The organism is Chitinophaga flava (assembly GCF_003308995.1).
Lineage (GTDB): Bacteria > Bacteroidota > Bacteroidia > Chitinophagales > Chitinophagaceae > Chitinophaga > Chitinophaga flava.
Genome location: NZ_QFFJ01000001.1, coordinates 2,007,655 through 2,033,425, shown reverse-complemented (window position 1 = coordinate 2,033,425; position 25,771 = coordinate 2,007,655). Strand labels below are relative to the sequence as shown.

18 protein-coding genes and 1 pseudogene are annotated in these 25,771 nt (G+C 47.8%); 14 read left to right on the top strand and 5 right to left on the bottom strand.

Annotation, left to right across the window (positions count from 1 at the left end; all coding sequences use genetic code 11):
• Positions 1–48 precede the first annotated feature (48 nt).
• A complete protein-coding gene (locus DF182_RS08120; protein WP_113615144.1) occupies positions 49–1,773 on the bottom strand; it encodes a M14 family metallopeptidase in 1,725 nt (574 codons plus the stop codon).
• A gap of 88 nt (positions 1,774–1,861) precedes the next feature.
• Complete coding sequence (gene rpsT / locus DF182_RS08115; protein WP_113615143.1) at positions 1,862–2,116, bottom strand: 30S ribosomal protein S20; 255 nt, start codon at positions 2,114–2,116, stop codon at positions 1,862–1,864.
• A gap of 254 nt (positions 2,117–2,370) precedes the next feature.
• On the opposite strand from rpsT, the gene DF182_RS08110 reads away from it, so the two are divergent.
• From DF182_RS08110 to DF182_RS08100, 3 genes are all read left to right on the top strand, one after another.
• On the top strand, positions 2,371–5,127 hold the full coding sequence (locus DF182_RS08110; protein ID WP_113615142.1) for a 2-oxoglutarate dehydrogenase E1 component: 2,757 nt from the start codon (positions 2,371–2,373) through the stop codon (positions 5,125–5,127).
• A gap of 103 nt (positions 5,128–5,230) precedes the next feature.
• Positions 5,231–6,787: a 2-oxoglutarate dehydrogenase complex dihydrolipoyllysine-residue succinyltransferase gene (gene odhB / locus DF182_RS08105; protein WP_113615141.1), complete on the top strand. Its 1,557-nt coding sequence runs from the start codon at positions 5,231–5,233 to the stop codon at positions 6,785–6,787.
• Positions 6,788–6,855: 68 nt separating this feature from the next.
• Positions 6,856–8,013, top strand: a complete 1,158-nt coding sequence (locus DF182_RS08100) for an RsmB/NOP family class I SAM-dependent RNA methyltransferase (RefSeq protein WP_113615140.1) — start codon at positions 6,856–6,858, stop codon at positions 8,011–8,013.
• 172 nt (positions 8,014–8,185) lie between these two features.
• Here the strand turns inward: DF182_RS08100 and DF182_RS08095 are convergent, their stop codons facing one another.
• Positions 8,186–8,728 carry a GNAT family N-acetyltransferase gene (locus DF182_RS08095; protein ID WP_113615139.1) on the bottom strand — a complete coding sequence of 181 codons (543 nt, stop codon included), beginning with the start codon at positions 8,726–8,728 and terminating at the stop codon, positions 8,186–8,188.
• A gap of 80 nt (positions 8,729–8,808) precedes the next feature.
• Positions 8,809–9,915, bottom strand: a complete 1,107-nt coding sequence (mnmA, locus tag DF182_RS08090) for a tRNA 2-thiouridine(34) synthase MnmA (protein ID WP_113615138.1) — start codon at positions 9,913–9,915, stop codon at positions 8,809–8,811.
• A gap of 201 nt (positions 9,916–10,116) precedes the next feature.
• Between mnmA and DF182_RS08085 the strand changes: the two genes are divergently transcribed.
• The 6 genes and pseudogenes from DF182_RS08085 to DF182_RS32850 form a co-directional block, all read left to right on the top strand.
• A complete protein-coding gene (locus DF182_RS08085; protein ID WP_113615137.1) occupies positions 10,117–11,610 on the top strand; it encodes a tagaturonate reductase in 1,494 nt (497 codons plus the stop codon).
• Positions 11,611–11,619: 9 nt separating this feature from the next.
• Entirely contained in the window at positions 11,620–13,014 is a 1,395-nt protein-coding gene (gene uxaC, locus DF182_RS08080; RefSeq protein WP_113615136.1) for a glucuronate isomerase, read from the top strand.
• Positions 13,015–14,013: a sugar kinase gene (locus DF182_RS08075; RefSeq protein ID WP_113615135.1), complete on the top strand. Its 999-nt coding sequence runs from the start codon at positions 13,015–13,017 to the stop codon at positions 14,011–14,013.
• Between the two features lies 1 nt (position 14,014).
• Positions 14,015–14,677: a beta/alpha barrel domain-containing protein gene (locus DF182_RS08070; protein WP_113615134.1), complete on the top strand. Its 663-nt coding sequence runs from the start codon at positions 14,015–14,017 to the stop codon at positions 14,675–14,677.
• Between the two features lie 36 nt (positions 14,678–14,713).
• The gene (locus tag DF182_RS08065; RefSeq protein WP_113615133.1) at positions 14,714–16,000 is read left to right on the top strand and encodes an MFS transporter; all 1,287 of its coding nucleotides are present in this window, start codon (positions 14,714–14,716) and stop codon (positions 15,998–16,000) included.
• 216 nt (positions 16,001–16,216) lie between these two features.
• Positions 16,217–16,336 (top strand): annotated as a pseudogene (locus tag DF182_RS32850) (AidA/PixA family protein); the annotation flags it as partial.
• A gap of 150 nt (positions 16,337–16,486) precedes the next feature.
• Here DF182_RS32850 and DF182_RS08055 read toward each other — a convergent pair.
• Positions 16,487–18,133 (bottom strand): UxaA family hydrolase, encoded by a 1,647-nt coding sequence (locus DF182_RS08055; RefSeq protein ID WP_113615131.1) that lies wholly within the window; start codon positions 18,131–18,133, stop codon positions 16,487–16,489.
• Between the two features lie 294 nt (positions 18,134–18,427).
• Between DF182_RS08055 and DF182_RS08050 the strand changes: the two genes are divergently transcribed.
• The 5 genes from DF182_RS08050 (at position 18,428) to DF182_RS08030 (ending at position 25,756) form a co-directional block, all read left to right on the top strand.
• Positions 18,428–20,389, top strand: coding sequence for a heparinase II/III domain-containing protein (locus DF182_RS08050; RefSeq protein WP_113615130.1), 1,962 nt, complete (start codon positions 18,428–18,430; stop codon positions 20,387–20,389).
• 435 nt (positions 20,390–20,824) lie between these two features.
• Positions 20,825–21,667 (top strand): 5-dehydro-4-deoxy-D-glucuronate isomerase, encoded by an 843-nt coding sequence (gene kduI / locus DF182_RS08045; RefSeq protein ID WP_113616812.1) that lies wholly within the window; start codon positions 20,825–20,827, stop codon positions 21,665–21,667.
• A gap of 20 nt (positions 21,668–21,687) precedes the next feature.
• Entirely contained in the window at positions 21,688–23,904 is a 2,217-nt protein-coding gene (locus DF182_RS08040) for a DUF4861 family protein (RefSeq protein WP_113615129.1), read from the top strand.
• Positions 23,905–23,912: 8 nt separating this feature from the next.
• Positions 23,913–24,674: a 2-dehydro-3-deoxy-D-gluconate 5-dehydrogenase KduD gene (gene kduD / locus DF182_RS08035; protein ID WP_113615128.1), complete on the top strand. Its 762-nt coding sequence runs from the start codon at positions 23,913–23,915 to the stop codon at positions 24,672–24,674.
• Positions 24,675–24,703: 29 nt separating this feature from the next.
• On the top strand, positions 24,704–25,756 hold the full coding sequence (locus DF182_RS08030) for a LacI family DNA-binding transcriptional regulator (protein WP_113615127.1): 1,053 nt from the start codon (positions 24,704–24,706) through the stop codon (positions 25,754–25,756).
• Positions 25,757–25,771: the final 15 nt, after the last annotated feature.

The following is a 25,771-nucleotide window of genomic DNA, read 5'->3' as shown; positions in this document are numbered from 1 at the left end:
TTTTTTATATCGTGAATTGGTCAGACACTGTCTGACCAATCCGGATTTTTATAAAATTCTATACACCGGATACCGCATGTATTCTGGTTCTGCGTAGGGGGAGTTTTTATAAATAAAGCTCAGTTGTGCGCTGGCGTTGTTAGCGAAAGCGGTATCTGCGGCTTTTTTATTGTTCAGCAAGGTTTGCAGTTCAGGATGAGTTTTCAGGTATTCGGCACCGGTATCTTCAAAAACATAAGATGAATAACCTTCTTTTTGTCCGAGTATAGCGTCAAAGAAGTTCCATGCGAAGTAGGAGTCGCCGGCGGTTGGTTCCAGTGTTTCCATGAGGAAGCGGTTGGCCGTTTGATTCATGGGAATATAGTAATCACCGCTGCGGAAGTGGATGGAATCGCGGCTGCTGGAGACTTTGATGTCGGTATGCAGGTAATGTTTTTCGAATGGTTTTGGATAGGTTTTGAAGTCTGCGATATGGTATACTTCCACATAGATGGTGGTATCCTTTTGCAGGCGTTGCATATTGACTTTATTATTTTTCAGCAGATCGATGACTGCCCACCATCCCTGGGGGATGATGTAGGCTTTGGGTTTATCCACATAATTTTCCGCGTTGGCGTAGTTATAGAACTTTACCTGTTTTTCATAGGGCTTGCTGCGGTCGTAGTAGAGGCGGGGCAGCCCGGAGATATCGCTGGGTTTGTGTCCGGAGGTGAAGCCTTTAAAAGTGATGAGGCTGTATTTGTTCATGTCGAACTTCCAGGAAAGCGGGAAACTTTTTTGAGAGATGGTCGTTTGTTTGGCCTGGTCGCGCAGTTGTTTGATAGTGGCGCTGTGTTCGCTGGTGAACTGAATAAATGACTGCATCAGAGCGTAGGTGGCCTTAACCCTTTGTGGATAAGGTTTGAGCATATGAGTTTCCGGAACAAAGCCGAAGGTATGGAAGAGGGTAGTATATCCGGAGGAGTAGCGGGGCAGGTCGGAGAATTCGACCCAGCCGCTGTCGGGTGTTTCGTCGAAGTGGTTGACATAGGGAACGAGGTCATAACCTTTGGTTTTCATGAGCTGGTAGAGGCCTGGTTCGAAGGTATTGTGGAGGAAATCGCCCATGGGGCCACCAAGTTTATTGTACTGGGTAGACAGTAGGGTGATGATATGTTGATAGTCGGCGCCATTACTGACGTGGTTGTCGATAAAAACGTCGGGGTCTGTGAGGTGGTATATCTGCTGGAAGGTGCGGGCGTTGCGGGAATCGGCTTTGATGAAGTCGCGGTTGAGGTCCAGGTTTTGGCCGTTGCCTCTGGATCCGAAGGCATCGGGGCCGTTTTGGTCTACCCGGTAGAAGGCGGAGCGGTTGAGCATGCCACCGATATTATAGACGGGGATGACGGCGAGGACGATATTATCGGGGAGAACGGCTTTGCCCTGGGCGAGGTCGCGGAGCAGCATCATGGAGGCATCGATACCGTCGGGTTCGCCGGGGTGTATACCATTGTTAATCAGTATGATGCGTTTATTTTTTTTATGGAGGCTGTTGAAGTCGAAATCCCGGGAGGGGGAGTAGGTGATCAGATGAAGGGGAAATCCGGCGTCAGTGGTACCTATGGTGGTCATTTTGAGTTGAGGGTACCGAGCGGAAAGTTGCTGATAGTAGCGGATTACTTCCTGGTAGGTAGCTGTTTCCCGGCCATTGGTTTTTTCGAACCGGGTAGTGAAGTCCTGGGCTTGTGCGGCCATAGTCAGCATAAGTGCTATGGCTGTGAATAACTTACTCATGAGAAGAAATAAGGTTATGAAAGTGACAGGAAAAACAAAAAGCCCTTCCTTTGTGAGGAAGAGCTATAAATATTTGTTACTGAAAAGATTAAGCTAAAGCAGCTACTTTTTTAGCCAGCTTGCTTTTCAGATTTGCAGCTTTGTTCTTGTGGATAACGTTACGTTTAGCCAGTTTGTCAATCATAGATGCCACGTCAGACAGTTCTTTTTCTGCTGCCGCTTTCTCAGTTATCGCTTTCAGGTCACGGATGGCATTACGGGTAGTTTTGCCGTAGTAACGGTTACGTTCGTTACGTTTTCTGCTTTGACGTACGTCTTTTTTCGTTGCTTTATGATTTGCCATTTTTCAAATTTCAAGTTTCGGACGGCAAAGGTAAGTATATTCCAAATATCAAACAAACAAAAAGTAAGTTTTCCGTCCGGGTATAAAAGTAATGGATAAAATCATCTTTACAATCAGAGGAAATCATATGATATTTTCTCATTTTTTCCATCCTCTGTATTAAAAAACGAGCGATATTTGCAATCCCATATATTAATATATCGGGACACCAACAGAAAAGTATTTGAACTGAAGATCAGCAAAACTCGTTGTAAATGAAGGACTTCTCATTTGTCACCAATTCACATCCTGCTTACATTGAATCGTTATACCAGGATTTCCTCAAAGATCCCAACTCTGTAGACCCTGATTGGGTGAAATTTTTTGAAGGATTTGATTTTGCGGTATCCACTGCAAATGGTAAAGCGGTAAGTGCGGCTACGGCAGCAGGCGGCGGCTCTTTGCCGGTGAGTGGTGATCAACTGGCCAAGGAGTTGGGCGTATACCGCCTGATCCAGGCATATCGTAAAAAGGGCCATCTCATTGCTAAAACCAACCCTATCCGCGAAAGGAAAGACAGAAGGGCCAATCTGGACCTTGCCAGCTATGGACTGGGAGATGCTGATCTCAAAACCCAGTTCTACGCAGGTACTGTGATCGGCCTGGGACAAGCTTCCCTGGAAGATATTGTTGCCTACCTGAAAAAAATCTACGCTGGTTCTGTAGGTATTCAGTATACCTATATCAACGACCGTGATAAATCCAAATGGCTGGAAAGGGAATTTGAAAAGGTAATGACACAGCCTTTATCGCTGGAGCAGCGCCGTCGGGTGATGCAGAAGCTGAATCAGGGCGTTATTTTCGAAAAATTCCTGCACACCAAATATATTGGTCAGAAACGCTTTGGTCTGGAAGGTGGTGAATCCACTATCCCGGCGCTGGATGCCATGATCAATGTTGCCGCAGAATACGGAGTAAAAGAATCCGTAATCGGTATGGCACACCGTGGCCGTTTGAACGTACTGGCCAACATCCTGGGCAAAACCTACGAACAGATCTTCAACGAATTTGAAGGCCTGGCCGTTCCGGACATGACCATGGGCAGCGGTGACGTAAAATACCACCTGGGCTTCCGTTCTCAGGTTACTACACCTTCCGGTAATGCGGTGAACCTGCAACTGATGCCTAACCCTTCCCACCTGGAAGTGGTAGACCCGATCGTGATCGGTTTTGCACGCAGTAAAGCAGACGTTATTTACGACAGCGACTACGATAAAATACTGCCTATCCTCATCCATGGCGACGCCGCCGTGGCCGGACAAGGTATCGTTTATGAAGTGGAGCAGATGAGCAAACTGAAAGGTTACTCCACAGGTGGTACCATTCACTTTGTGATCAACAACCAGATCGGTTTTACTACCGACTTTGATGATGCCCGCTCCTCTGACTATTGCACCAGCGTTGCTTCTATCGTGCAGGCACCAGTATTCCACGTGAATGGTGATGATGCCGAAGCAGTGGTAAAAGTATCCCAGCTGGCCGCCCGTTACCGTCAGGAGTTCAATGAAGATATCTTCATTGACATGGTGTGCTACCGTAAACACGGTCACAACGAAGGTGACGAACCTAAATTCACCCAACCCAGTCTCTATGCGCTGATCGATAAACATCCGAATCCGCGTGAAGTATATACTCAGTACCTGCTCAATAACGGTGAGTCTGATGCTCAGGCCATGGCGAAAGAAATGGAAAAAGTTTTCTGGGATGATCTGCAGGCACGTCTGGATGAGGTAAAACAACATCCGCTGCCTTATGCTAACCAGAAACCGGAAGAATGGTGGCAGGCACTGCGTAAAGCAACCCCGCAGGATTTCGAAGGTTCTCCTGTTACTGCTATCAAGGAAGAAGATTTCAAAAATCTGTTTGACGCCCTGATGAAATGGCCGGAAAACTTCGTGCCACTGCGCAAGGTGAGCAAACTGCTGCAGGACAAAATCAAATTATACCAGGAAGAAGGTAAGGTGGACTGGGCTACCGGTGAACTGCTGGCCTATGCAAGCCTCCTGATTGAAGGCAAAGACGTGCGGATGAGTGGTGAAGACGTAAAACGCGGTACCTTCTCCCACCGTCATGCGGTATTGTTTGATGAAAATACCAACGAAACTTATAACCGCCTGAGTAATCTCACTGAGAAACAAGGCAAATTCAGAATATACAACTCATTGCTGAGTGAATACGGTGTACTGGGCTTTGAATATGGCTATGCAATGGCCAACCCCAACAGCCTGGTGATCTGGGAAGCGCAGTACGGCGACTTCGTAAATGGCGCCCAGACCGTTATTGACCAGTATATCAGCAGTGCAGAACAAAAATGGACGACACAGAATGGTTTGGTAATGTTGCTGCCTCATGGTTATGAAGGTGGTGGGCCTGACCACTCCAATGCCCGTCCGGAGCGTTTCCTGCAAACCTGTGCGGAAGAAAATATGGTGATTACCAATATTACCACTGCAGCTAACTTCTTCCATGCGTTGCGTCGTCAGCTTACCTGGCAGTTCCGCAAACCGCTGATCAACTTCTCTCCAAAAGCTAACCTGCGTCATACCGGTGCTTATTCTACCATGGAAGAATTTACCCAGGGTGGATTCAAGGAAGTGCTGGACGATCCGTTTATCACTGATGCTTCAACCGTGAAGAAAGTGTTGCTGTGTACTGGTAAAATGTATTTTGACCTGAGCGATAAACAGGCCAAGGAAGATCGTAAAGACGTAGCCATTGTAAGGCTGGAGCAGCTGTATCCGCTGCCAGTGAAACAACTGGAAGTGATTGCGCAGAAATACAAGGGTGCTACCTTCTTCTGGGTGCAGGAAGAACCGCTGAACATGGGTGCTGCAGCTTATCTGCAGATGAACCTGAAGCAGATCAACTATGGTGTTATCAGCCGTAATCCGAGTGCATCTACTGCTACCGGTTATGCCAAAGTGCATGCCCGTGAGCAACAGCAGATCATTGATACCGCTTTCAACATCTAATTAAAACAGCAAACAATAAACAGAAACAAGTGTTGAGCTGTTAGCCTTTATCGATGCGTAAATGTCAGCAGCCAGACACTGGTTCACCATCAACTGATAAAATATGGTTATCGAAATCAAAGTCCCTACGGTAGGAGAATCTATTAGCGAGGTAACAATTGCAAAGTGGTTGAAAAAAGACGGAGATTATGTGCAGCAGGACGAGGTGTTGTGTGAAATGGAGTCTGAAAAGGCCACCTTCGAACTGAATGCAGAAAAAGCAGGTATCCTGAAGATTGCAGCACAGGAAGGAGCCACGCTGAAGATTGGTGATGTGGCCTGTACAATTGATACAGCGGCAGCAGCACCTGCACAGGAGGCGGCACCGGCCGCAGCGCCTGCAGCACCTGTTACCGAAGCAGCACCGGCAGCTCCCGTAGCACCGGCTGTCAACAAAGGGGTTATTGAAATGAAAGTACCTACGGTAGGTGAGTCTATCAGCGAAGTAACTCTGGTGAAATGGACCAAAAAAGATGGTGATTATGTAGAAAGAGATGAAGTGGTATGTGAGCTGGAATCAGAAAAAGCCACTTTTGAACTGAATGCAGAAGAAGCCGGCGTATTGATCCTGGTTGCCAAAGAAGGTGATACTTTAAAGATAGGCGACATCGCCTGCAAAATAGATACCAGCGCTGCCCGTCCGGCAGGTAAAGCTGCTCCGGCCGCACCGGCAGCACAGCCCGCCAAAGCAGCGGCACCACAGCCTCAACAGGCACCGGTGACCAGTATCCCCAATGATATCAAAGCTACCCCAGTAGCTGCTGCCGTTATTGCAGACAAACATGTAGACCCGGCTACCATCAAAGGTTCCGGCGCACACGGCAAAATCATGAAAGATGATGTATATGCCGCTCTGCAAAATCCGGGAGTAGCTATCGGCCAGGAAATGTTCAGCCGTCAGGAACGCCGTGAAAAAATGAGCAACCTGCGTAAAACTGTTTCCCGCCGCCTGGTAGAAGCTAAAAACACCACCGCTATGCTCACTACCTTCAACGAGGTAGACATGACCAACATCATGGCGCTGCGTGCTAAATACAAAGACATATTCAAAAAGCAACATGAAGTGAACCTGGGCTTTATGAGCTTCTTCACTAAAGCGTGCTGCTTCGCCTTACAGGAATTCCCGTCCGTAAACGCTTACATCGACGGTGAAGAACTGGTATATCACGATTACTGCGATGTATCCATCGCCGTATCCGCTCCAAAAGGTCTGGTAGTACCGGTAATCCGCAACGCGGAGAGCCTGGATATGGCCGGCATCGAAAAAGCGGTACTGGAACTCGCTACCAAAGCGCGTGAAAACAAACTGACTATTCCTGAAATGACCGGCGGTACCTTCACCATCACCAATGGTGGCGTATTCGGCTCCCTCATGAGCACTCCGATCATCAATATCCCACAATCCGCTATCCTGGGCATGCACAAAATCCAGGATCGTCCGATGGCAGTAAATGGTCAGGTAGTAATCCGCCCAATGATGTACATCGCACTGAGCTACGACCACCGTATCATCGATGGTCGTGAGTCGGTAAGCTTCCTCGTAAGAGTAAAAGAAATGCTGGAAAATCCTGAACAGCTGCTGTTCGGTAAAGATCCACTGAAAGCACTGCTGAAACTCTAACAGCATCAAAAGATAATAAACGGGGCGAAGAGCAATCTTCGCCCCGTTTTTTTAGGATATCTTTGCGTATGACCCGTTGGGAGAATTACTTAGCATCAGCAGCAAAAATTATCGGCGCCTATCAGGGCAGCCTTCCGTTACATCATTTCCTGAAAGCTTTTTTCAAGGAGCACCCCTATATGGGAAGCCGCGACAGGCGCTGGATTTCCCAGCTGGTATATCATTACTATCGCTTAGGCCATTGGGGTAAGGAACTACCCTTAAACGAACGTATCCTGGCCGGTACCTTTTTGTGTGAACATACTTCCACCGATTTACTGAAGGCGCTCCAACCCGCTTGGGACGAGCAAATACAGCTGCCGCTGGAAGAGAAGGCCGCTTTACTGGGACTACCGGTAACGGCTGAACGTATTTTTCCGCTGGTGACGGAGCTGTCTCCCGCCGTGGATACGGAGGCATTTGGATTGTCGTTTCTGCAACAGCCGCGGTTGTTTATCCGTGTACGGAATAACAAGCTGGACAAGGTGTTGAAGTTGTTGCAACAAGCTGCCGTACACTATGAAGTATTTGAGAATAACGCCACCATTGCTTTACCGAATGGTACCAAAATAGAAACCCTGTTGCCCGAAAAGAGCTGGTATGAAGTACAGGATGCTTCCAGTCAGCAGACCGGCAATTTGTTTCGTCCGGGTAAAAACGAGCAGTGGTGGGATTGTTGCGCTGCCAGCGGGGGCAAATCCATCCTGCTGAAAGATCAGCAACCCGGTGTAAAGCTGCTGGTTAGCGATGTACGCCGCTCCATTCTTGAGAATCTGCAACAACGTTTTGCCGCCGCCGGTATCAAACAATACGAAGCCCGTGTGGCCGATCTTACCGCTGACCGTTTCCCTGCTACTATGGGCCAGCAGAAGTTTGACGGTATTATCCTCGACGCACCCTGCAGCGGTTCCGGCACCTGGGGCCGTACACCGGAAAGTGTCAGCTTCTTTAATCAGGAAGAAATCCTGAAATACCAGCAGTTACAAAAACGTATAGCCTATAACGTTATACCCTTCCTGAAAAAAGGGGGAGCGTTGATTTATATTACCTGTTCCGTTTTCCGTCAGGAGAATGAGGATGTAGTGCAGTATATCGAGGAGAACAGTGCTTTACGGAAGCAGGAAGGTGGGGTTATTGCTGGTTATGGTCAGGGGGCGGATACAATGTTTGCTGTAAGATTTTCGTAATCAATGGGTTATATTTTTGACAATAGTTTTTTTGTCAAAGGTTTTGGCGATGAAATTTTTTGTCATGTAACTTGGTGGAAATCCATTGTTATGAAAAAAATTGTCGGTCTCCTCAGATAGATGCTTTCATGAACAAAGTCAAGGAGCTCAAACAATTATTAAAAGATTAACGTCACTCTTTCACCAGCGCCCACATATTAATATCAAACAGCCGTCCGTCCCATTCCATCCATTTTTTAAGCGTTCCTTCCTGATGGAAACCGTTTTTAACGAGCACTCTCTCAGAAGGTATGTTGGCGGGCATTACTTCTGCTTCGATGCGACTGAGCTGTAATTCCCGGAAGCCGAATCTGACCATTTCGAGGATGGCTTCGGTCATGAGGCCACGGCCCCAGTAGGGATGGGCGAGGGCGTATACAATGACGCCGCGGTGTATTTGGGGGAAGCTGTTGAAGCCGATGGTACCGATGAGTTTGGATTGACCTTTGAGGGTGATGCCCCACCGGATGCCCAGCTGGTCTTTATAGCGGTGATGGAAGTAGGTGATTACTCTTTCTGCGTCCAGTATGCTTTTGAGCGGCATGACATGGTAATATTCCGTGACGCGTTGATCTCCGAAGAGTTCGAGAATATCAGCGGCATGGGAGGGTTGCAGTTCGATCAGGTCCAGCCTTTGGGTGTGGAGTTCAGGGAATATATTCGGTAGTGGGTGCATACAATTGCGGTTATCAAACTAAAATACATAAAAAGGGCGGGATAAATTCCCGCCCTTTCTGTTTATGATGAAAAAGGTTGTTATAATGTGATCGGGCCGCGTTGGATGATACCACCGCCGATTACGTCGTCGCCTTCGTAGAATACGGCGGATTGCCCGGGGGCTATGCCTTTCACGTCTTCGAAGAAATTGACTTTTACTTTACCGTCTTCGTTGTAAAGGGTGCTCAGTGCGCCGGGATCTTTATACCGTATTTTGGTAATGGCTTCGAAACCGTCGGTGATGGTTTCGTATTTACCCATGTTGAGGCCGCTTACAAACATTTCGTTTTTCCTCAGTTCATCTTCGTTGCCGAGAACGACGGTGTTGGTTTCCGGAATGATTTCGGTGACGAACACAGGGCGTCCGAGGGCGATATCGAGGCCTTTACGCTGACCGATGGTGTAGAAGGGGTAACCTTTGTGTTTACCCACGATAGTGCCGTCAGCGAGCACAAAATTGCCGCCGTTGACTCTTTCTTCCAGGCCATCTACTTTCCTTTTGAGGAATCCGCGGTAGTCGTTGTCGGGCACGAAGCAGATTTCATAGCTTTCTGCTTTTTTGGCGAGTTCGGGGTATCCGAAGTCGAAGGCCATCTGCCTGATTTCTGTTTTGCGGTATTTACCCAAAGGAAGGAGGGTGCGGGAAAGTACATCCTGCTGGATGCCCCACAGCACATAACTCTGGTCTTTTGTTTCGTCGATGCCTTTGCTGATTACCATGCGGCCGTTGTCGTGGCGGCGGATCTGACCGTAGTGTCCGGTAGCAATAAAATCACAGTCCATGGCATCGGCCCGTTTCATCAGGGCGCGCCATTTGATATGGGTATTGCACAGCACACAGGGGTTGGGAGTACGTCCTGCAATATATTCGTCTACGAAGTTATTGATGACAAAGTCCCCGAATTCGTCGCGGATGTCCAGCACAAAATGTGGAAATCCATGATGTACCGCGGCTGCGCGGGCATCATTGAAAGAGTCGAGGTTACAGCAGCCGGTTTCCTTCTTACTGGAACCAGCAGAAGCATAATCCCAGGTTTTCATGGTGATGCCCACCACTTCATAGCCCTGTTCATGCAACATCAGCGCTGTAACGGTACTGTCGATACCACCGCTCATGGCCACCAGCACTTTACCATGCTTGCTCATTTTTTAAAAGTTTAAGGACGCAAATTTACTGAAAATCCAGGCAAACGCCTATTGATAGAATTAATGGGGGCATTGAGACTGATTATGCGGATTGTATCATTTTAACCAGTTTTAGCTAATATTTGTCCACACACTACAATTTGTTAAATCAACATTATATATTTAATGTGTCAAGAACCTATTTAGCATAATTTAGAAGCAATGCTGCATACATTAAATAAAGAGTATATATTAAGCAGTGCAAATTCCGGCGTTCATGAAAAAAACTTCCATTTCCCGGAAAAGATCCTGCAGTTTGGTACCGGTGTGCTGTTGCGCGGACTGGTAGATTATCTGGTTGACAAGGCCAACCGTAATGGTGTTTATGAAGGCCGTATTGTGGTGGTAAAGTCTACCGATGGGGATACTACCGAATTCAGCAGCCAGGACAGCCTTTTTACCACGCATATCAAAGGAATTGCCCAGGGAGAACTGGTTGACCAGGTACTGATTAATTCTTCTATTAGCCGGGTTTTGCAATCGAATGCAGATTGGCAGGCTGTGCTGGAAACGGTTCAGCAGCCGGCGTTGCAAACCATCATCTCCAATACCACGGAAGTAGGCATCCAGTATGTACCGGAGAAAATCGGGGCGTCAGCACCGGCTTCTTTCCCCGGCAAATTACTGGCAGTGCTGAAAGAGCGGTACGACTACTTCCAGGGCCGTGCCAACACGGGTTTTGTGATAGTGCCTACTGAACTGGTGGTAGACAATGGGCGTTTATTAAAAGAAATCGTATTAAAGCTGGCAGCTTATAACGACATGCCAGCTGCTTTCATACAATGGATTGAAACAGACAATCACTTCTGTAATTCACTGGTAGACCGTATTGTGCCGGGTAAACCCCGTAATCTGGCGGAGATAGAGCAGCAGGCTGGATACACAGACAAACTGTGGATTGAAGTGGAACCTTTCCTGTTGTGGGCGATAGAGGGAGATGAACATATACGGTCTGTACTGGGTTTTCATAAGACTGATGAGCGGATGCTGATTACACCCAGCATTGTTCCATTCAGGGAGCAGAAACTCCGTATTCTGAATGGTAGTCATACGGCGGCGGTGCCACTGGCCTTCCTTTCAGGATTAAATACAGTATATGAATGTATGCAGGATGAATACATGCGGCATTTCTTCCATGAAGTGATACTCCGGGAGATACTGCCTACTATCCAGGATACCTGTCCGCAAGCCACCAGCTTCGCACAGGACGTACTGGACCGTTTTGCCAATCCATTCATCGCACACAAGCTCATCAGCATTACTTTCCAGGAAAGTTCCAAAATGAATGCGCGTAATGTGCGTACACTCGTGCGTTATTATCATCAATATAAAACCATACCCGAATACATGAGTCTTGGCTTCGCAGCCATGGTGCTGTTTTTGAAGCCCACCCGTGTTGAAGATGGTAAATACTTCGGTATGCGTGGTACAGAAGAATACACGATCACTGATGATAACGCCGCCATTTTTGCTGCCCACTGGGCCAGTTATACTTCAGTCCTGCAACTGGCAGAGCGGGTATGTGCAGATGAGAAACTGTGGGAGTCAGATCTGGCTACTATTCCTCATTTTGCGGAAACAGTGGCTGTCCACCTCGAAGAACTGATGAAAAACGGTGTGAAAAACTTTATGCAACTGCAGCAACAAAAAAACTAATCACAGTATATGAAGGGATTTCTGACCGAAGATTTTTTACTGCAAACAGAAACTGCTAAACGACTATATTTTGATTATGCACAGTCTATGCCGGTGATAGATTATCATAATCACCTGCCTCCGGACGAAATAGCCCAAAATAAGGTGTTTGAGAACCTCACTGCCATCTGGCTAAGGGGCGATCATTACAAATGGCGCGCTATGCGTGCCAATGGAGTGGCGGAAACGTTTATCACAGGCAACGCTGATGACTATACGAAATTCAGACATTGGGCGGCTACCACACCCTATACCATGCGTAACCCGCTCTATCACTGGTCGCATATGGAATTGAAAAATCCTTTCGGTATCACGGATCTCCTGAGCGAAGCCACTGCACCTAAAATCTGGGAACAGGCCAATGAAAGGCTGCCACAACTCTCTACCCAGGCCCTGCTGCAACATTTTAAAGTGGAAGTGGTATGTACCACCGATGACCCTACTGATTCGCTGGAACATCACCGGGCGGTAGCGCATCAGCCTTTTAGTACCCGCGTGTTGCCTACTTTCCGGCCAGACAAAGCCATGGCTGTGGAAAACCCGGGCATGTTCAACGCTTTTGTGGATAAGCTGGCGGAAGTAACTAACAAAGACATACGGTCTTATAATGATCTGGTGGAAGCCCTGCGCCTGCGACATGATTATTTCCACGAAATGGGCGGGCGGCTGAGCGACCATGGTATTAATACCTTCAGCTTTGCGGCTTACACGCAAAAAGAGCTGGACAATATTTTCTCCCAGGCCCGGCAAAACCAGCCTGCCACCGCTCATGAAAGCGAGCAGTTTAAGACGGCTCTGCTGCTGCAGATCTGCGAATGGAATCACGAAAAAGGCTGGGCACAGCAGTTTCATGCTGGCGCCATCCGTAACAACAATTCCCGTTTGCTTCAGCTGCTGGGTGCAGATGCAGGTGTGGACTCCATCGGCGACTGGAACATGGCATCAGCTATGAGTGCCTTCTTTAACGAACTGGATAAGAAAGATAAACTGGCAAAGACCATCCTCTATAATCTCAATCCGGCCTGGAATGAAGTGTTTGCCACTATGGCGGGCAATTTCCAGGATGGCACCGTGCCTGGTAAAATCCAGTTCGGGTCTGGCTGGTGGTTCCTCGACCAGAAAGATGGTATGGAGAAACAAATCAATACCCTGAGCAATATGGGATTGCTGAGCCGTTTTGTAGGTATGCTGACAGATTCCAGGAGTTTTCTATCTTTTCCCCGCCATGAATATTTTCGTCGTATTTTGTGCAATCTCATTGGCCGTGATGTGGAAAACGGTGAATTGCCCAACGACATTCCGTGGTTAGGGAAGATGGTCCAGGATATTTGTTACTACAACGCTAAAGCATATTTTGATTTTTAGATGAAGTCTGTAAAAGTTATCACCTTTGGTGAGCTGCTGTTACGCCTGTCGCCTGACCTGGCCAATAACACCTCGGCTGTTTATGTAGGCGGCGCAGAAGCCAATGTAGCTGCGGCATTGGGCCGTTGGGGTACGCCGGTGGCGTATATCAGCAAAGTACCGGAAAACGGTTTTTCGAAAGACGTGCTGCGGCAGCTGAGCGACAGGGGCATTGCCACCGACAGGATGTTATGGGGCGGCGACCGTATTGGTATTTATTACCTGGCCCAGGGCAGCGACCTTAAACATGCGGAAGTAGTGTACGACCGCAAGTACTCTTCCTTTAGCCAGATAGTGCCGGGAACGGTGAACTGGGACGAATTGCTGGGAGATGCTGAATGGTTTCACTGGAGTGCTATCAGCCCGGCACTGAACCCGGATGCGGTGCTGATCTGCAAAGAAGTGCTGGAAGCAGCTACCCGTAAAGGAATGACCATCTCCACTGATCTTAACTACCGCAGCAAACTGTGGCAATACGGCAAAAAGCCCCACGAAGTGATGCCGGAGCTGGTGGCATATTGTGATGTAGTGATGGGTAATATCTGGGCTGCCAATAATATGCTGGACACCCCGCTGGATACGGCTGCACTGGAAGCCGATACCCGGGAAGCCTATCTGCAGGAAGCCATGAAAGTGGCGGCGGCAATAACGGAGCAGTATAAACGCTGCAAACGGGTGGCCTTCACCTTCCGTTTCAGTAAGGCAACTACACACAATTTATATTACGCCTTCTACTATCATAACGGACAGGTGAGCATTTCCCGGGAATATGAAACCAATGATGTGGTAGACAGGGTAGGTAGCGGCGACTGTTTTATGGCAGGCCTTATCCATGCCCAACTGCAGGGGAAAGACGATCAGGGCATCATCTCTTATGCTGCTGCTGCCGCCTATTCCAAGTTTTTTGTGAAAGGAGATTTTAACACCACCTCTGCCGAGGATATATTAAAACTGATTTAGTATGGCACCACAACCGGAGATTATTATAGCTGCATTTGAGCAGAGCGGTATCATCCCTGTTTTTTACCATGAAGATGCTGATGTTTGCTGTGAAGTATTACAGGCCTGTTATGACGGTGGGCTGCGGGTATTTGAGTTCACCAGCAGGGGCGCTAATGCGCAGCAGAATTTCGCCAGGCTGCGGGAGCTGAAACAGGCTAAAATGCCGGACCTCTATCTGGGTATCGGTACTATTAAAAACGCGACTGATGCAGCCACGTATACAGAACTGGGTGCTGATTTTATTGTTTGTCCGGTTACGGATCCTGAAACCGGCGCTTATTGCCGTTCCAGACAGATACTGTGGATCCCTGGCTGTATGACTCCCACAGAAGTTTCTGTGGCAGAGAAACAGCAGGCTAAGCTGGTAAAGCTGTTCCCTGGTAATGTACTGGGACCAGGTTATGTAAAGGCTATCAAGCCACTTTTTCCACAGATGAAATTTATGCCTACTGGTGGTGTAGAGCCTACCCATATCAGTATGAACGCCTGGTTTGATGCCGGTGTGGTTTGCGTAGGTATGGGCAGCAATTTGTTGTCTAAATCGATGATCGATAGTAGAGATTGGGCATCGCTAAAAGATAAAATCATGCAAACGATTGCATTTCTCGGGCCTAAGCCGTAACTTGAAGCCAACTTATAATTTTCCAAATCAGCCGAAATGAATTCCACAACTTTAGGTAACTATCGCTGGCGTGTGTGTGCGCTTCTATTTGTTGCTACTACAATCAACTATATTGACAGGCAGGTGCTTGGTTTGCTGAAAAGTGATCTTTCAAGCGAATTTAACTGGACGGAAAAAGATTATAGTAACCTGGTGATGATCTTCTCTGCAGCCTATTCTGTGGGGTTATTATTTTTTGGGCGGCTGGTAGATAAAATGGGTTCTAAAAAAGGATACAGTATTTCCATCGTTGTATGGAGCCTTTCGGCGATGGCACATGCGCTGGTGCGTTCTACCATGGGCTTTGGCGTAGTACGTTCTATACTGGGCATCAGTGAAGCGGGTAACTTTCCTGCAGCTATCAAATCCACTGCGGAATGGTTTCCCAAAAAAGAAAGGGCCCTGGCTACGGGTATATTCAACAGTGGTTCCAACATCGCTGCAGTAGTAGGTCCTGTACTGGTATACTGGCTGGCCCGCAACCACGGCTGGCGCCATGCTTTCTTATGGACCGGTGCCATTGGCTTCATCTGGCTGATATTATGGTGGGTTTATTATGAAGTGCCTGCCCGTCAGAAAAGAGTGAGCAAAACAGAATTTGATTATATCCACTCTGACCAGGAAGTAGAAGAAGCTGCCCCTCAGCCGGTAAAATGGGGAAAACTGCTGGGTATCAGACAAACCTGGGCTTTTGTGTTTGGAAAGCTGCTCACAGACCCGGTTTGGTGGTTCTTCCTTTTCTGGCTGCCCGGTTACCTTGAATCTATTTTCCATGTAGACCTCAAAGCCAACCTGGGCTTACCGATTATCATCATTTATTCTGTCACCAGCTTCGGCAGCATCGGTGGAGGATGGCTTTCTTCCTATCTGATTAAAACCGGATGGCCCATTTTTAAGGCCCGTAAAGTGTCTATGCTAATATTTGCCTGCTGTGTAGTACCTATCGTATTTATACAGTATACCAACAACCTGTGGTTTGCTGTGGCGCTTATCAGTCTGGCTACTGCTGCACACCAGGCATGGTCAGCCACCATCTTCACCACTGCTTCAGACATGTTCCCTAAAAGGGCTGTCAGTTCTGTTGTAGGTATTGGCGGCATGGCAGGTTCCATTGGTGGTACACTTTTCCCCATCGTGATCGGTAGCATGCTGGATTACTATAAAGGCCTGGACCATATCGGTATTGGCTATAATATTCTCTTTGCGATGTGTGGTGTTGCTTACCTCCTGGCATGGACAGTGATGCATTTCTTTGCACCGAAGATGGAACAGGTGAAACTGTGATTAGTGTGATAAATACTGATGTTCCTGATGGGCGAAGATTGAATGGTGATGAATGAATGGAATGATGTACATAGATTTTCAATAATCAACAATAAACGGGGCTGACCAAAAAGCAAAATAAGGCATTTGGGTCAGCCTTCTTTTTTAGGTGAAAATACCTTAAAGCAATTTTGCGTTGTTAAGCTGTCATTTCCAGTTTAAGCAACTGTAGGTCAACCTGGAACCGAAGCATTTATGATAAATTTTGCGCTATATACGTTGGATGAGTCTGGAAATAATCAAACACTATATGGCTATTTCCAATGGGCCCCAACCATTACGGTACCAAAACAATAACAGACATACATATCCAAAACTTCAGGCGGACTAAAAAGCATATAACGGGTATATGCTTTTTAGTCCGCCTGAAGTTTCTATTTACTTAACTAATCTACTTAATTAATCTTCGCTCATCAGGAGCATCAGTATTTATCACATCCATCACCGTTACAGGGATACGCCTCTTTTCCACGGAATAAAGTCATCCTGGTTCAGTTGTTCAGCTTTGGTATGTACCTCGCCGCTGGCCGTTTTAATGACGTATTCAAGGATCTGTTCGCCCATTTCAGCGATGCTGTGTTCGCCGCTGATGATGGTGCCGGTATTGATGTCGATGATATCTTTCATGCGTGTGGCCAGTTTGGTGTTGGTGGCCAGTTTCACTACAGGAGCGATCGGGTTGCCGGTGGGTGTACCGAGGCCGGTGGTAAACAGTACCACGTTGGCGCCGGAGCCTACTTCAGCAGAGGTAGACTCTACATCGTTGCCGGGTGTGCACAACAGATTCAGACCTGGTTTGGTAACATATTCCGTATAGTCGAGCACGTCAGTCACGGGGGAGGTACCGCCTTTTTTAGCTGCACCGGCAGATTTGATGGCGTCAGTGATCAGACCATCCTTGATATTGCCTGGAGAGGGGTTCATATAAAAACCGGAGCCAACAGACTGGGCCTGGTTTTCATATGCTCTCATGATACGGATAAATTTATCAGATGTATCCTGGGTTACACAGCGGTTGATCAGTTCCTGTTCTACACCACACAGCTCGGGGAATTCGGACAGGATGGAAGTGCCGCCGAGCGCTACCAGCAGGTCGGAAGTATGACCTACCGCAGGGTTGGCAGAGATACCGGAAAATCCGTCGGAGCCACCGCATTCCAGTCCGATAACCAGTTTGGACAGCGGGCTGGGCTGACGGGTTTGTTTGTTGACTTCTATCAGCGCCAGGAACGTGTCTTTGATGGCCGCAGACAGCATGGCAAATTCAGAAGCACTTTTCTGCTGTTCGTATACCAGTACAGGTTTGTTGAATTGTGGATTAAGCTTTTTCAGAGACTCCTGCAGAATGGATACCTGTGCGTGTTGACAACCCAGACTGAGGATGGTAGCACCTGCCACATTGGAGTGGTGGATATAACCTGCCAGGAGTGCGCATAAAGCGTCTGAATCCTGCCGGGTGCCACCGCAACCGCCTTCATGCGTCAGGAATTTAATACCGTCTATATTGGGAAATATAACATTGCGTTTAGTCGTTTCCGTTATATTGCCTGCTTCGTATTGTTTGATGGCATCAATGTTACCGCTTTTGTAAAGGGATACGAGGTCTTGCACCTGTTCGTTGTAAACCTCTGCAGGCGCAAATCCCAGCCCTTTTTCGAAAGCTGTTTTGATAACATTGACATTTCTGTTTTCGCAGAAAACCAGTGGTATTACCAGCCAGTAGTTACGGGTGCCTACCTGTCCGTCTTCACGGTGATAACCCATGAAGGTGGCGTTTTTCCACTTGTTTACATCCGGTGCTTCCCAGGCAGTAGAGCTGTCTTTTTCATGGAATGCATTGGCATCGTGTACAATATTTTCAATAGTGATGATTTCTCCTTTTTTCAATGAACGGGTGGACTTGCCTACCAGTACGCCGTACATGGTAATAGGCTCGTTGCTGTTGATATCATTGATCAGGAATTTATGTTTCGCAGAAATATTTTGCTGAAGCTGTATGTCGTGACCATTAAATGAGATGTTGGTCCCGGCCGGGATATCCTGTAGGGCAACCAGCACATTATCATTCGGATGAATTTGTAAGTAAGTGTTCATAAAGGCTAAAGTAGTAAATAACGTTACCGGCTGTTAATACTATAATGTTAATCCATGATAAGATTTTGACTATTTGCCAAACACGCTGTAACGTTTGATGGTGGCAAGTTACGAATGAATTATGATTTAAATGTAGTGCTTAACAGGTTAAAAAAACAGTAGTGTAAAGACTGGTATTTTTTGAGTGTATACTGATATTTTTTTGATGAAATAACTGTGGGGAGCAGGTTTACGATAACAGTTATCTTGAAAAACCTGCAGCATATTTTTTATCTTACCTCAAACAATTGTTGTATGCGCATTCAAAAGATCTTCACGTTTTTATTGTTGATGTTATGGGTAGGTTGCCAGTATGTGACCGCGCAAGACCATAAAGCAGCACGCAATTACCTGCATGCGGCCTGGGAAAAAGCCGGTGGCAATACAGCTTTTAATGCCACTGACAGCTGGCGGGAACAACGGTATTCCGCTATTATAACAGCGATACAACAATTGCCGGCATCTACCCGTCAAACATTGGTGAAGGAGGCGGACAAAGCGATGAGCTTTACCTGGCCTGCATTACCGGCGTCGTTGTATTTACAGTACCGCGATAATGGTAACCGGGTGAATTTTGAAACTGTACAGTCAGAGCGGCGTAGAGTGCTGTCGGTGCTGGTAGTGGGAGAACTGGCAGATGGCAACGGGAAGTATATCCCGCAGATTGCAAACGGACTATGGGCTATCCTGGAAGAAAGCACCTGGGTGTTGCCGGCGCATATCGGTGTCCAGAAAGCCGGTACAGACCTGGCTGATCCGGCAGAACAGGTGATCGATCTGGTAGCCGGGGAAACAGCCGCAGCAATCAGCTGGACCCAGTTTCTGCTGCGGGAACAGCTGGATAAGTATTCTCCGATGATCAACAAACGGATATCCTATGAACTGAACCGGCGTATCGTTGTGCCTTTCCTGGAGCGGAATGATTACTGGTGGATGGGATTCAATGGTAAACCGATGAACAACTGGAATATCTGGGTTAATACGAATGTGCTGCAGACAGCGTTACTGGTGGTAAATGAGACGGATACACGCAATAAAGTGATTGAAAAAGCAGTGCGCAGTGCCGACTTTTTTCTGAATGGTTATCCGGAAGATGGAGGCTGTGATGAAGGTCCCAGTTACTGGGGACATGCCGGTGGCAAGCTGATTGAATTTGTGAACTGGCTGAACAGTGCTTCCGGTGGCAAAGTGAGTTTCCGGGATAATGAGCTGATACATCGTATCGGCGCATATATCTACAAGATGCATATCGACAGCAGCCGGTTTGTGAACTTTGCAGATGCTTCTGCCAGCACTATTCCGCCGCCGCATACGGTATATCTCTATAGCCAGACTTTCCAGGACCCGCTGATGAAGGGATTTGCTGCTTATCTCTACCGGCTGGCCAACCGGGATACTACGCGTATCAATACCAGTTCGTTGTTGTTTTTCATATATGATCTGGAGTGCCGCACTGCTTTGCTGGCTGCACAGCCGGCAGCGCCTTTTACCGATGTGAACTGGTTGCCCGATCTGCAGGTGTTGTCGCTGCGTTCTGAAGCAGGCCGTGCCAGGGGCTTGTATTTTGCTGCCAAAGGTGGTCATAATGCAGAAAGCCATAACCACAATGATATCGGCAATTTTGTATTGTATATGGATGGAAAACCCGCTATTATCGATGTGGGGGTTGGTACCTATACCAAACAAACATTCAGCAAAGACCGGTACAAGTTGTGGTATATGCAGTCCCAGTGGCATAACTGTCCGACGGTGAATGGTGTTCAACAACAGGATGGGCGCAGGTTTCAGGCTAAGGATGTATCCTTTAAGGACAACCGTACCAGTAAGGTGCTGAGTATGGATATTGCAGCGGCCTACCCGGAAGCAGCTATGGTAAAGGCTTTGAAGCGGACCTTCACCTTTACCCCCTCATCATCCGGTTTACAGCTGGCAGAGTCTTATGAGTTGGAATCCTGGAAAGCTCCGTATATGCTGCATTTTATGACATCATTGCCGGTAGATACCGCTACTCCCGGAACGGTAGTATTACAAGGTAGTGAGGCCCGGCTGTTGATGACTTATGATCCCGCTTTGTTTGAAGTGGTGGTTGACAGGCAGGCCATTGATGATATCCGGCTTTCTTCAGTATGGGGTAGTGCAGTGTCGAGGGTTACACTGAAGGCCAAAGGCCAGGCCCTACAGGCGCGTTATAGAATTGGTTTTACGATGAAACGATAGCTGACTGCCTTGGACTACAATCATTTACAGGATTTTCGGAAGACACTAAAAATATGATAGAACACCCGGAGAATACACCGGGTGTTCTCTGTTTGAAGGGAGGTGTAAAAATTACTTTTCAAGCAGCTGGATTTTTTTTCTCTAAATACTTTGTATTTTGCAAACGTTTGCATTACTTTTAGATATGCTGACACGGTAAGGCATAACAGAAGCCTGCCGGTCAAACAGTGAACAATGCGGAAATGACTGCTATCCGGAAGAGGCAGTGCCACGTTAGTTTTTGCCGGCAAGCCGCATCGCCGCCAACAGACAGCCGTACGCCTCCGTGACACAGCTGGAATGAAACCAATGAAATCAGAGTGCCCGCACGAATAGTGCAGGGATGGGCGCTGCCGTTGTAAGGAACGAATGAAAATCAACAATAACAATTACGATATGAGCACACAGTATGAATCAAGGTATGCCAGCAGTCCGGCTGAGGTGAAAGGCATGGATACCGAAGCGCTGAGAAAGGCATTCCTGATCGAAAAAATTTTTGAGGCAGACCAGATTTCCTGGGTGCATACCCATTACGACCGTTACCTGACTGCAGGTGCAATGCCGGTAAAGGGAGCGATTATTCTGCAAACGATTGATCTGCTGAAAGCCTCGTATTTCCTGGAGAGAAGAGAGCTGGGCATGATCAATGTTGGCGGCCCCGGCATGGTGGAAGTAGATGGAGAACAATTTGAAATCGGCTTCAAGGAAGCCCTTTACATTGGTAAAGGCAAACAAAACGTCGCATTTCACAGTAAAGATGCGAGCCAGCCCGCCAAATTCTATCTCAATTCCACCCCTGCCCATCATACCTATCCTACTCGTAAAGTATCCAAAAACGAAGCAGAAATAGTAACGCTGGGCGCACTGGAAACATCTAACCACCGTACCATCAACAAACTGCTGGTGAACTCAGTACTGGAAACCTGCCAGCTGCAGATGGGCATGACCGAGCTGAAAGCCGGGAGTGTCTGGAATACCATGCCGGCACATACACATGACCGGAGAATGGAAGTATATTTTTATTTTGAAGTACCGGAAGGGCAGTCAGTATGCCATTTTATGGGACAGCCCCAGGAAACAAGGCATATCTGGATGCAGAACGAGCAGGCTGTGATTTCTCCACCCTGGTCAGTACACTCCGGTGCAGGTACCAGCAACTATACCTTTATCTGGGGCATGGCTGGTGAAAACCTGGACTATGGCGACATGGACCATTGCAAGATCAGCGAATTACGTTAAACCCGATCAACCAATTTATCATGAAAATGAAAAACATCATTGCGGGAAGTCTGTTGGGCCTGTCGGTCCTGCAAGTGGGACTGTGTGCTGCCACGCCGGTACAAACAGTTGTACAGGCGCCCGGGCCGGACATCTTCACGGCGCAGTCCATCCGTTCACAGATGGAGAAAGTAGCCAACTGGCAATGGCAGTTCATTCACAATAAAGGCTGGGCCAATCCGGAAACCAACTGGACCAACGGTGCCATGTATGCCGGAATGGTGGCGCTCAGCAAAATCACCGTCAACCCCTTTTATACACAACGGCTGATGCAGATAGGCAGCGATAACGACTGGAATACAGGCCCGGACCGTTTTTTCGCCGATGAATATTGTATTGGTCAAATGTATGCGCAGCTGTATACTGCATACAAAGACCCGGTGATGATCACAAAGTTCCGCCAGCTGGCAGATAGTATTGTGGCTGCTCCGCATACAGAACCGCTGGACTGGAAAAACGGTATCCATCATCGTGAATGGGCCTGGTGTGATGCCCTGTTTATGGGCCCGCCAGCACTGGGCTACCTCTCCACCGCTACCGGTGATCCCCGGTACCTGGAAACAGCCGATAAGCTGTGGTGGAAAACAACTGACTTTTTATTTGATAAGGCCGACAGCCTTTACTACCGCGATGCCCGTTATTTCGATCAGAAAGAAAAGAACGGTTCCAAAGTATTCTGGAGCCGGGGTAATGGCTGGGTAATGGGTGGCCTGGCCCGTTTGCTGGATAATATGCCGGCCACTTATGCCAACAGGGCCCGTTTTACAGACCTGTTTAAAAAGATGGCCTACCGCATTGCAGCGCTGCAAACAGCTGACGGCACCTGGCATGCCAGCCTCCTGGACCCTGAAAGCTATCCGGCTAAAGAAACCAGCGGTACCGGTTTTTACGTATATGCGCTGACGTGGGGTGTTAACAACGGTATCCTGCCGGAAAAAGATTTTATGCCGGTTATCCGTAAAGGATGGCAGGCGCTGACAGACTGTGTGCAACCCAATGGTAAACTGGGCTTTGTACAGGTAGTAGCTGCCGCTCCAGGTAAAGCTACAGCCGATGATTCGGAAGTATACGGCGTAGGTGCTTTCCTGTTAGCCGGCTCGGAACTGATAAAGTATGATCTCCGTAAAAGCAGTTCAGGTGATATCACCCTCACCAATACTACCGGTCTTTACCGTGAAGATGAGATCGTTGAGATTCCTTACGATCAGTTTGTGGCCAAACTGGACAAGGAAGCCCGTAAATCCTTTAAGGTAACGGATGTACTGTATGATCAGGAGATCCCTTACCAGTTGATATATGAGGGTGGTAAAACTCCGAAAAAAGTGTTGTTGCTGGTCAACATCGCGCCAGCGGCCAGCAAATATCTGGCAGTAAAAGCAGGCAGCCCTGCTCCTGTAAAAGCCAGGGCCTATGGTCGTTTTGTGCCGGAGCGCAAAGATGACTATGCCTGGGAAAATGACCGTATGGCCTACCGTATGTATGGCCCGGCATTGGAGAAGACACCGAAGGAAATGGCCTATGGTATTGACGTATGGGCTAAACGTACTACGGATATGGTGATAGATACCTGGTACAAACTGGATAACTATCATCATGATAATGGCCAGGGGCTGGACTATTACAGTGTAGGACTTACCCTGGGCGCTGGTGATACAGCACCTTATGGCAAAGACTCGATCTATTTCCCGAAAAACTATCGTACCTGGAAAAGATTGGACAATGGCCCGCTGCGTACCACTTTTGCACTGACTTATGACACCTGGCAGGCTGGAAATATACCCGTGTCCGTTACCAAAACCATCTCCCTGGATGCTGGTTCTCAATTGAACAAAATGCAGGTGCAGTACAACTTTAAAGGTGACCAGCTGCCTGTGGTGACTGGCATCGTGAAACGCAAAGACCCGGGCTCTGTATTGCTGGATGAAAAGAACGGCGTGATGGGCTACTGGGAACCACAGCATGGAGAAGATGGTACACTGGGCCTGGGATGTGTTTTCCCCGCAGCAGTACCTGGTATGAAAACAGACAATGTGCATTTGCTGAGTCCTGGTACCGCTAATAGTCAGCATCCCTACGTATATTATACCGGTGCTGCCTGGAACAAGGGAGGGCGGATCACTTCTGCCACGGAGTGGTTTAGTTATCTGGAAGCTTTTGCACAAAAAATAAAGGAACCGATTAAAGTAACGATACAATAACTGATCATATGGACCTGTTTCAACTGAAAGGAAAAACAGCGCTGGTAACCGGCTGCAAGCGTGGCATAGGTAAGGCGATGGCTGTAGCACTGGCATCTGCCGGCGCAGATATCATTGGGGTATCAGCCTCGCTGGAACTGAGCGGGAGCGAGGTGGAAAAAGAAGTGACCGCGCTGGGTCGTAGTTTTAAAGCCTACCAGTGCGATCTTTCTGACCGTACATCGCTGTATGCCTTTATTGGCAAGGTGCAGCAGGAAGTAAAGCAGATAGACATCCTGGTAAACAATGCAGGTACTATCCTGCGCAAACCCGCAGCAGAACACCCTGACGAGTACTGGGACGAGGTAATCAACACCAACCTGAATGCTCAGTTTATCCTTACCCGTGAAATAGGAAAGGGCATGATTGAAAGAGGCGCCGGAAAGATTATCTTTACGGCCTCGTTGCTCACCTTCCAGGGTGGGATCAACGTACCGGGATATGCCGCCAGCAAAGGCGCTGTAGGCTCGCTGGTAAAAGCATTCGCCAACGAATGGGCCAGCAGGGGAGTGAACGTGAATGCTATTGCACCCGGTTATATTGCCACGGATAATACTACCGCCCTGAGGGCAGATGAAAAACGCAGCAGCTCCATTCTTGACAGAATACCGGCAGGACGCTGGGGTGAGCCTGAAGATTTTGCAGGCCCCGTTATATTCCTGGCTTCAAGGGCTTCAGATTATGTACACGGCACCATACTCACCGTAGATGGCGGCTGGATGGGCAGATAATGAGAACTTTTACAGTTAATGGCTAATACATGAGCAAACGCACAGAAAAAACAATCGTTGATATTGCAGAAGAACTGAAATTATCGGTATCTACTGTATCACGCGCACTGAACGACAATCCTAACATCAGCGCACGTACGAAAGACAGGGTTAAAAAAATGGCCCGTAAGCTGGGATACCGTCCCAATGCGCTGGCTGCCGGCTTGCGCAACAATAAAAGCAAGACCATCGGATTGATCGTCCCGCGTATCTCCATGTTTTTTCCAGCCACTATCAGTACCATTATCCAGAATAAATTACAGGAACATGGTTACAACCTGATCATCTGCCAGTCCAACGATTCCTATGATCAGGAAGTAACCCTGGTCAATACGCTGTATTCTGCCCGTGTAGATGGCCTGGTGGTAAGCACTACCCTGTATACCACCGACTTCTCCCACTTCGATATCTTCAAAGACAATAACATACCACTGGTATTTTTTGACCGGGTACCCAAAGATTATAATGTAAAGGTGATCAAGGGAGATGACTACCTGGGCGGATTTACAGCCACCAGTCACCTGATTGAAAGAGGATGCCGGGATATCGTGCATATCTCCGGACCGCTGAGCTGTAACCTGTACCTCGAAAGAGTAACGGGGTATAAAAATGCATTGCAGCAACATAAACTGCCTTTCAAAAAAACAAGGGTTTTCTATCAGGAGCTTACCCGTGATAATGCCTGGCAGACCTGTGAGAAAATTTTCGCGCAGAAGCCTTATCCTGATGGGATTTTCGCATCCAACGATACCACGGCCATCACGATTATGGAATATTGCCGGAAACAAAATATCAGGGTGCCGGAAGATCTGAAGATCGTAGGCTATTCCAATGACCCGCGGACTGAAATCGTAACACCACCTGTTACCAGCATTGATCAATATCCCGCCATGATGGGAGAAAGAGTAGTGGCCGCCCTGATGGAACTTATTACCAGCAAACAAACAGGAACTCCCCGTTATTCACAGGAGATTATACCTATTCAACTGATAGCAAGGGAATCCAGTGCCGGCAGCATCAAAGCCGTCACGAAAAAAAAATGATTCAACCTATAACTA